The organism is Bacteroides sp. AF39-16AC, from assembly GCF_003602735.1.
GTDB classification, from domain to species: Bacteria; Bacteroidota; Bacteroidia; order Bacteroidales; family Bacteroidaceae; genus Bacteroides; species Bacteroides uniformis.
Map to the genome: position 1 here is coordinate 186,051 of NZ_QTLN01000006.1, position 8,369 is coordinate 194,419.

Sequence of the window (8,369 nt, forward strand, 5' to 3'; positions counted from 1 at the left end):
TGTATTTTTGCGTTCCAAAATTAAACCTAAAGACTTGCATGACTGCAATAAAGGATGATTATTATCATGTCGGACTGACCGACGAACAAGTGCGGAAGAGCCGCGACGAACATGGAGTAAATTTATTGACGCCTCCTAAACGGCCTTCCTTATGGAAATTGTATCTGGAGAAGTTTGAGGACCCCGTAGTAAGGGTATTGCTGGTTGCCGCTCTGTTTTCTTTGATTATTTCCATTGTAGAGAATGAATATGCCGAGACTATCGGCATTATAGTAGCCATTCTGCTGGCTACCGGTATCGGTTTCTTCTTTGAGTATGATGCCGGAAAGAAGTTTGACCTGCTGAATGCAGTGAACGAAGAAACTTTGGTGAAAGTAATTCGTAACGGACATGTGCAGGAGATTCCCCGTAAAGATGTAGTGGTGGGTGATATAGTGGTGCTGGAAACCGGTGAAGAGGTTCCGGCGGACGGTGAATTGCTGGAAGCCATTTCCCTGCAAGTGAACGAATCGAATCTGACCGGTGAGCCGGTAGTGACGAAAACTACCGTAGAAGCTGACTTTGACGAAGAGGCTACGTATGCTTCCAATCGCATTTTGCGCGGTACAACGGTGGTGGACGGACATGGCACCATGCGTGTGGAGGCTGTGGGCGATGCTACGGAAATCGGTAAAGTGGCACGTCAAAGTACCGAACAGAATACGGAACCTACTCCGCTGAATATTCAGTTGACCAAATTGGCCAATCTGATTGGAAAGATTGGCTTTTCCGTAGCGGGTCTGGCTTTTCTCATTTTCTTTGTAAAGGATGTGGTACTGGTCTATGACTTTTCTTCATTTCATACCTTCCGTGATTGGCTGCCGGCCTTGCAGGCTACTTTGCAATACTTTATGATGGCAGTTACCCTGATTGTGGTGGCTGTGCCCGAAGGCTTGCCGATGAGCGTGACACTCAGTCTGGCGTTGAATATGCGCCGCATGCTCTCCACCAACAACCTGGTGCGCAAGATGCATGCATGCGAGACGATGGGAGCCATTACAGTGATTTGTACCGACAAGACCGGTACATTGACCCAAAATCTGATGCAGGTGCATGAACCCAATTTCTATGGTTTGAAGAATAACGGGCAGCTGGGGAATGATGACCTCAGCAAGCTGGTAATGGAAGGTATCAGTGCTAACTCCACTGCTTTCCTGGAAGAAGAGGTGACTGGCGAGAAGCCGAAAGGGGTGGGTAACCCCACGGAGGTGGCACTGCTGCTTTGGCTGAACAGCCAAGGATGCGACTATCTGGCGCTGCGTGAGAAAGCTACGGTTATCGACCAGCTGACTTTCTCTACGGAAAGGAAATTCATGGCTACCCTGGTGCAATCCCCCCTGATTGGGAAGAAGGTGCTGTATGTGAAGGGAGCTCCCGAGATTGTTTTGGGTAAATGCAAGGATGTCATGTTGGACGGCAAGCGTGTGGATGCGGTGGAATACCGTTCTACAGTGGAGGCTCAGTTGCTCAACTATCAGAATATGGCTATGCGTACACTTGGCTTTGCATTCAAGATTGTGGATGATGCGGAAGCGTCTGATTGTGTGTCATTGGTTGCTGAAAATGACTTGTCGTTCCTCGGTGTGGTTGCCATCAGTGATCCTATCCGTCCGGATGTGCCTGCGGCCGTTGCTAAATGCCAGTCGGCAGGTATCGGAGTGAAGATTGTGACGGGAGATACACCGGGTACGGCTACCGAGATAGCACGCCAGATTGGTCTGTGGAAACCGGAGGATACGGAAAAGAACCGCATTACGGGAGCTGCATTTGCCGAATTGACGGATGAGGAGGCATTGGACCGTGTGATGGACTTGAAGATAATGTCGCGTGCACGCCCCACAGACAAACAGCGTCTGGTGCAACTGTTGCAGCAGAAAGGTGCGGTAGTGGCTGTGACGGGTGACGGCACGAATGATGCTCCTGCGTTGAACCATGCGCAAGTGGGACTTTCGATGGGTACCGGGACTTCCGTTGCCAAGGAGGCCAGCGACATCACGTTGCTGGATGACTCCTTCAACAGTATAGGTACGGCCGTGATGTGGGGACGTTCTCTATATAAGAATATACAGCGTTTCATTGTTTTTCAACTGACTATCAATTTTGTGGCTTTGTTTATCGTTCTCCTGGGTTCACTGGTGGGTACGACGCTTCCTTTGACCGTCACGCAGATGTTGTGGGTGAACCTGATTATGGATACGTTTGCGGCCCTGGCCTTGGCGTCCATTCCACCCAGTGAGAGCGTGATGAAGGAAAAGCCGCGTAAGAGTACGGATTTCATTATAACCAAGTCCATGAGGTATTACATTTTGGGAATGGGTTTTGCCTTTCTGGTATTGCTTATGGGAATGCTCTTCTGGTTTAACAGTGAAGAGGGGGGGATGACTACCTATCGGTTGACTGTGTTCTTCACGTTCTTTGTTATGCTTCAGTTCTGGAACTTGTTCAATGCACGTGTGTTCGGCACTTCGGACTCGGCGTTCAAGGGCATTTCTAAATCTTATGGCATGGAGCTGATTATACTTGCCATTTTGGGCGGACAGATACTGATTGTACAGTTTGGTGGAGCTGTATTCCGCACAGTGCCGCTCGATTTTATGACTTGGATGACGATTGTCGTTTCTACTTCGTTTGTTTTGTGGATAGGTGAACTGGTTCGCCTTATCCGACGTTTAACACAGAAATAGTGATGAAAAGAAGAGGAATCAAGAACCTTATTATTGATTTTGGCGGAGTTCTGATTGATTTGGACCGCCAGCGCTGTTTAGAGAATTTCAGAAAGCTGGGATTGCCGGACGTGGAAGTCATGTTGGACCTCTATCACCAGCAGGATTTCTTCCAGAAATATGAAAAAGGGTTGATTACTAGTGCGGAGTTCCGGGAAGTGATTCGTGGAAAGATAGGGAAACCGGTGACTGATGCCCAGATAGATGACGCCTGGAACAGTTTCCTAGTGAGTATTCCTACTTTTAAATTGGATTTACTGTTGGAACTGCGCAAAAAATATGTGGTCTATCTGCTGAGCAACACCAATGAAATCCATTGGCAATGGTCGTGTCTGCACGCGTTTCGCTACAAGGCTTTCCGTGCGGAGGACTTTTTTGAGCATATCTATCTCTCTTATGAGATGAAGATGGCAAAACCGGATGCCGATATATTTCAGAAAGTACTGGATGAGACCGGTATTCTTCCCAACGAGACTCTTTTCATTGACGATTCTGAGGCCAATTGCCGGACAGCGGAGGCGTTGGGTATTTCTACCTATACGCCAAAGGCCCACGAGGATTGGAGACATGCAGTTGTTTTGTGAGACATCGGACATTGGTTCCCGTCCAAGTGTAGCCACTATCGGTTTCTTTGACGGAGTACATCGGGGACACCGCTACCTGATAGAGCAAGTGTGTGCGGTAGCTGCCGGGCGTGGGCTTGCTTCGTCGGTCGTGACTTTTCCGGTACATCCGCGTAAAGTGATGCAGGCCGATTATCATCCGAAGTTATTGACCACTTGTGATGAGAAAGTTTCCCTGCTTGCCAAGACTGGGGTGGATTATTGCATGATGCTTGATTTCACTCCTGAAATAGCCCGGCTTTCGGCACGGGAATTCATGTCCATACTGAAGGAACGCTATCAGATACAAGCTTTGGTAGTGGGGTACGACCATCGTTTCGGGCATAACCGCAGCGAGGGTTTTGAAGACTATGTGCACTATGGTCGCGAATTGGGTATGGAGGTGCTTCTTGCGCGCGCGTATTCTTATAGTAAGGAGACATCGGTAACGGAGGTTACTGTCAGCTCCTCGGCTATTCGCGGTCTGTTGCTGGAGGGGAACGTTTCGGAAGCTGCCGAGTATCTGGGATATGATTTCTTTTTGGACGGTACGGTTGTCGGCGGCTATCAGGTGGGGCGTAAGATAGGTTTTCCTACGGCTAATCTCCGTGTTTCCGATTCTGACAAGCTGATTCCCTGCGATGGTGTGTATGCCGTCCGTGTCTGTGTTGAAGGCAAGGAGTACGGCGGTATGCTAAGCATTGGCTACCGACCTACGTTGGAGAACGGTCCCGATCGCAGTATTGAGGTCCATATATTCCGGTTTGATGCTGACATTTATCAGCAGCCGATGCGTCTTTCCTTTGTGCGCCGCACCCGTCCTGAACTGAAATTCGACAGTATAGAAGAACTTATTGCCCAGCTTCACCGTGACGAGGTGGAGATTAAATCCATTCTTTCTTTATAAACATAAGGCGATAAGGTCATTTATCTCCTTGCAGTTCTATGTATTTTCCCGTTTGAAGTGTTTGTTTTCTGTGCATTTATCGTAAAACGCGTTTTTTTTATTGTTTTTCGATAAATATTTTCTGTTTTTCTTTGTCATATCAAAAAAAGGTCTTTTATTTGCATATCGAAAAACGATAAATGATTATCGAAAAACAAAATAAAGAACTAATAAAACAATAACGGTATGAAAACTTTAGTAATGACAACAATCTTTGTAGTGACAGTAGTGATAAATGCTTTTGGTGGTAATATCCAGGAAAACTTTGCCTATAATGAAGTGATGAACGGAAATCAGGTGGAGTCCCAGATTGTATATAAAGTAGAGAACGGTAAGTTTCTGCAGAACCATTTGAAATACAATTTCATCTATGATGCCCAAGGGCGTACGATACAGAAGGAAGCGTTGAAATGGAACGAGATTGAGCAGGCGTTTGAACGCTTCTATTGCTTGAACTACAATTATACAGAAGCCGGTACGGATGTGGAATATGCCTTGTGGGACAACAAGACGCATGCCTACTCCGATGTGAAAGAAAAAGCAGTTTATCTGCAGGCGGGAGATGACATCAACTACTTGAGTTACAAATGGAGTAAGAAGGACAACGACTGGAATCTGTTGGTGGAACATGCCACTGCAGAGGAAGACGTATTGCTCCTGGCAGTGAAATAAATGAAGAACAAATATAGAAATGAGGGAGGGGCTTAGGTTATGAGAAGAGCATTTATGAGTATTACACTATTGGTATTGTCACTTTCTACAGTGATGGTGCTGCTGATGGGACTTGTTGCCACAGCTTGACGGATTGACAGAGAAAATGTGTATCTTTGCGGACTTTTAGACGAATAGAACAATGAAAACGGCAATAAAACTAGTATTGATTTACTTTTTGATGCAGATTGTAGGAGCACTGTTTGCAGGACCTTTCTGTCTGCTGTATACGTATTTCGCTTATGGAACTTTCGACATGGACAAGGCTGGTCAGATTGCTGTGGCGCCTACCATGCTGCTGGGCTTTGTTTTCATGGGACTGTACTTGTGGCGCAAGAACTACCTGACGGGAGACAAGCATCTGTATTCTCCGGTGTCAGTCCCTTATCTGGCATGGAGCCTGCTTGCCGGAATGACTTCCATATGTATAATAGGTCTTCTGATGTCCGAACTTACTTTTTTGCCCAATTTGTTGGACCAGACATTTGATATACTGCAATCCGGTTGGCTGGGTATTCTCTGTATTTCTGTTTTGGGACCCGTACTGGAAGAACTGCTTTTCCGTGGTGCCATTACCAAGGAGCTGCTTCGCAGATATAGCCCGGCAAAGGCTATCTTGTTTTCCGGGTTGATATTCGGTATCTTTCATCTGAATCCGGTTCAGATAATAGGTGCTTGCCTCATCGGTTTCTTGCTTGCCTGGCTTTATTATAAGACACGGAGTCTTATGGCATGTATTCTGATACATATCATGAATAACGGCTTGTCTGTCTATCTGAGCCTGAAACATCCTGAAATGGAGGATGTGACACATCTGCTGAGTAACCCGTATGTACTGGTTTGGGCAGTGGTTTTCATATTGTTGCTTCTACTCTCCTTGAAACAACTGAATAAATATAATATATCTGATACTAATACAACAACAACTGAATTATGAAAAGAAGATTGAACATTCTCTGCCTGGTGGTAATGCTTGTACTGAGTTACTCGGTATTGGAGCAGGGGTACTATATCTTTCTGGGAGCCAAGATGGGGGCGCAGACCGGACTGGAGCTGGGAAAGAAAGGGAGTGACATTGCTGCCTACAAGGAACTGATGAACCTAAAGGTTGTCAACCTGATACCTTCTTCCATGGAGTCGTTTGATTTCTTCAGGGATTCCGTCTACAATGAGAAAAGCAGGAGTTATGTGCCTGCAGCCTACTCTTCGTTGATGGTCAGCGTAGATTCTCATGATTCTGTCGGGAAAGTGGTGGCAAAGTATTTGCTGATATATCTGCATTTGGGCTTTTCCCTTTGGGCGGTAGTATTGTTTATCCGCTTGATAATCTCTATCAACAAGTCCGACATCTTCAACTGGCGGAATGTACGTCGGCTGCGTCGATTGGGAATGGCACTGGTTGTCAGCTTCTGCTGTACCTTTGCGTCATCATATCTTGATTTTATAGGTATCGATACCGTATTCTCGCTGCATGGTTACGAGCTGAGCCTCTCAGAATTGGTGAGCACTACCACGCTGGTACTTGGGCTTTGTTCGCTGATTGTAGGTGAAGTGTTTGCCATTGGATTGAAAATGAAGGAAGAGCAGGATTTGACGATTTAATAATAAGAAGAACGGACAGAGATATGAATAAAATCAGAGTATGTGCCTTCCTGGCTTTGGTAGTGTTTATTGGTAGTGTTGTAACGGATATGTTTAGTGGATTTATGGACGGCTGGAATGAGGCGGGCGACCAGAAGGATTTTCATGCCTTACCCTCTGTGTCACTTTTGGTGCGGGCAGATGATACGCTGCCTGCTGATACTTTGATTAGTGCGGCACAGGATACGCCCATGTATTGCAATACAAGTGAGGTATCGGTGCAAGGTTTCCGTAGTACGAAGTGGCGGTGGGTATCGTTCTTGCTGTTTCCTGCGGGACTGTTTGCGCTTTACGGGTTCTATAGTGTGGCGCGGCTGGTGCTTACTGCCACGAAAGGCGAGGTGTTTGTGCGCAAGAATGTGCGTCGGATGCGCATCTTTGTCTATGCGCTGATTTCGGTGAGTCTTTTATTCGAGTTGCAGCAATGGGGCATCTATCATGACTTGGCTTCTCAAGTGCAGCTGGAGGGATACGAGGTGTTGCCTTATTCTTTCAAGTATGCTTGGTTCAATTATATGCTGTTGGCATTGTTCACCGAGATATTCGCCATCGGCGTGAAGATAAAGGAAGAGCAGGATTTAACGGTTTAATGTGGGGGGAGGATTATGAAAAAGATAAGTATATTGGGTATCCTGGCTATATTGGTCATTGTTGCAGAGTTTACCTATGCGATGATAGCGGGCTGGGTGGATATGAAGAATAGTTTTCTTGAGGGTTACAATAGTGTAAATGTGCATTCGGGAACTCCACAGCCGGAGTATTCCGGTTTATTTGATAAGGTATATGTGGATGTAAGACCTTTGGAAACGACAGCAGTCGATTCCTTGACGAATCGTTTTGCCGATAAGTCAGTACCTTATCAGGTAAAGAGAATAGGCACTGTGATTGTCCCCACTGTCTGGAGTTCCATAGTGAACTTCTTTGCCATGTTTGCCATCATTCCTTTCTTTGTAGGAATCTATTGCCTGATACGTTTGCTGGTATCCATCTCAAAGCGGGAAGTGTTTACTTCGGATAATGTAGCCCGGTTGCGTTTCTTTACTTATTCGTTTGCTGCATTGTACGGCTTGATGACTTTGCACGATTGGCTGAATCATCTTGAAGCAGTGAAGCAAGTGGCTCTGCTGGGCTATGAAGTGGTTGCATCGCATGATACGGATTTCACATCCCTGGTTATTATAATTCTTTTCACCGAGATATTTGCCGCCGGGGTGAAGATAAAGGAAGAACAGGACTTGACTATTTAGGTGTGAGTGGGAAAAGAATAATTGATAAATAGAACACAATTATATGATTATAGTAAACCTTGACATAATGATGGCCCGAAGAAAGATATCTTTGGGCGAACTGGCGGAGAAGATTGATATTACGCCTGCCAATCTCTCTATTCTCAAAACCGGAAAGGCTAAGGCCATCCGTTTCTCTACACTGGAAGCAATCTGTAAGGAACTTGATTGCCAGCCGGGGGATATACTGGAGTTTAAGGAGGGATAAATAGGGAGAAGAAGGCGCAAGTAGAGGTTGAAATGCTTACCGCCTTAAGAAACTCCGTTTACGTACTACAGTAAACACCTTTACATACTACGGTAAACGCCTTTACATACTATGGTAAACGTCGTTACTTCATAATGTAAAAACCGTTACATTCTGGAGTAATGTCTTTTCCTGATTTAGCTAGACGCTTTTTCTTTTTATAACCGATATCAG

The 8,369-nt window shown here is 45.8% G+C and carries 9 protein-coding genes; all 9 read left to right on the top strand.

The window, feature by feature from the left end:
• The first annotated feature begins 38 nt into the window (after positions 1–38).
• The gene (locus DW039_RS07900; RefSeq protein ID WP_008662643.1) at positions 39–2,723 is read left to right on the top strand and encodes a calcium-translocating P-type ATPase, PMCA-type; all 2,685 of its coding nucleotides are present in this window, start codon (positions 39–41) and stop codon (positions 2,721–2,723) included.
• Positions 2,724–2,725: 2 nt separating this feature from the next.
• Positions 2,726–3,346: an HAD family phosphatase gene (locus tag DW039_RS07905; RefSeq protein WP_005830542.1), complete on the top strand. Its 621-nt coding sequence runs from the start codon at positions 2,726–2,728 to the stop codon at positions 3,344–3,346.
• Entirely contained in the window at positions 3,330–4,271 is a 942-nt protein-coding gene (locus DW039_RS07910) for a bifunctional riboflavin kinase/FAD synthetase (RefSeq protein ID WP_120381848.1), read from the top strand. Before DW039_RS07905 ends, DW039_RS07910 begins: the two co-directional genes overlap by 17 nt.
• Positions 4,272–4,496: 225 nt before the next feature.
• The gene (locus DW039_RS07915; protein WP_016272428.1) at positions 4,497–4,982 is read left to right on the top strand and encodes a DUF3836 domain-containing protein; all 486 of its coding nucleotides are present in this window, start codon (positions 4,497–4,499) and stop codon (positions 4,980–4,982) included.
• A 181-nt stretch (positions 4,983–5,163) separates the two neighbouring features.
• A complete protein-coding gene (locus tag DW039_RS07920; RefSeq protein ID WP_009037681.1) occupies positions 5,164–5,958 on the top strand; it encodes a CPBP family intramembrane glutamic endopeptidase in 795 nt (264 codons plus the stop codon).
• On the top strand, positions 5,955–6,623 hold the full coding sequence (locus DW039_RS07925; RefSeq protein ID WP_005830532.1) for a DUF2975 domain-containing protein: 669 nt from the start codon (positions 5,955–5,957) through the stop codon (positions 6,621–6,623). The genes DW039_RS07920 and DW039_RS07925 overlap by 4 nt, the downstream gene beginning before the upstream one ends.
• Positions 6,624–6,646: 23 nt before the next feature.
• On the top strand, positions 6,647–7,252 hold the full coding sequence (locus tag DW039_RS07930; protein WP_098031794.1) for a DUF2975 domain-containing protein: 606 nt from the start codon (positions 6,647–6,649) through the stop codon (positions 7,250–7,252).
• A 15-nt stretch (positions 7,253–7,267) separates the two neighbouring features.
• Positions 7,268–7,909, top strand: coding sequence for a DUF2975 domain-containing protein (locus DW039_RS07935; RefSeq protein ID WP_005830526.1), 642 nt, complete (start codon positions 7,268–7,270; stop codon positions 7,907–7,909).
• Between the two features lie 43 nt (positions 7,910–7,952).
• A complete protein-coding gene (locus DW039_RS07940) occupies positions 7,953–8,156 on the top strand; it encodes a helix-turn-helix transcriptional regulator (protein ID WP_005830522.1) in 204 nt (67 codons plus the stop codon).
• Positions 8,157–8,369: the final 213 nt, after the last annotated feature.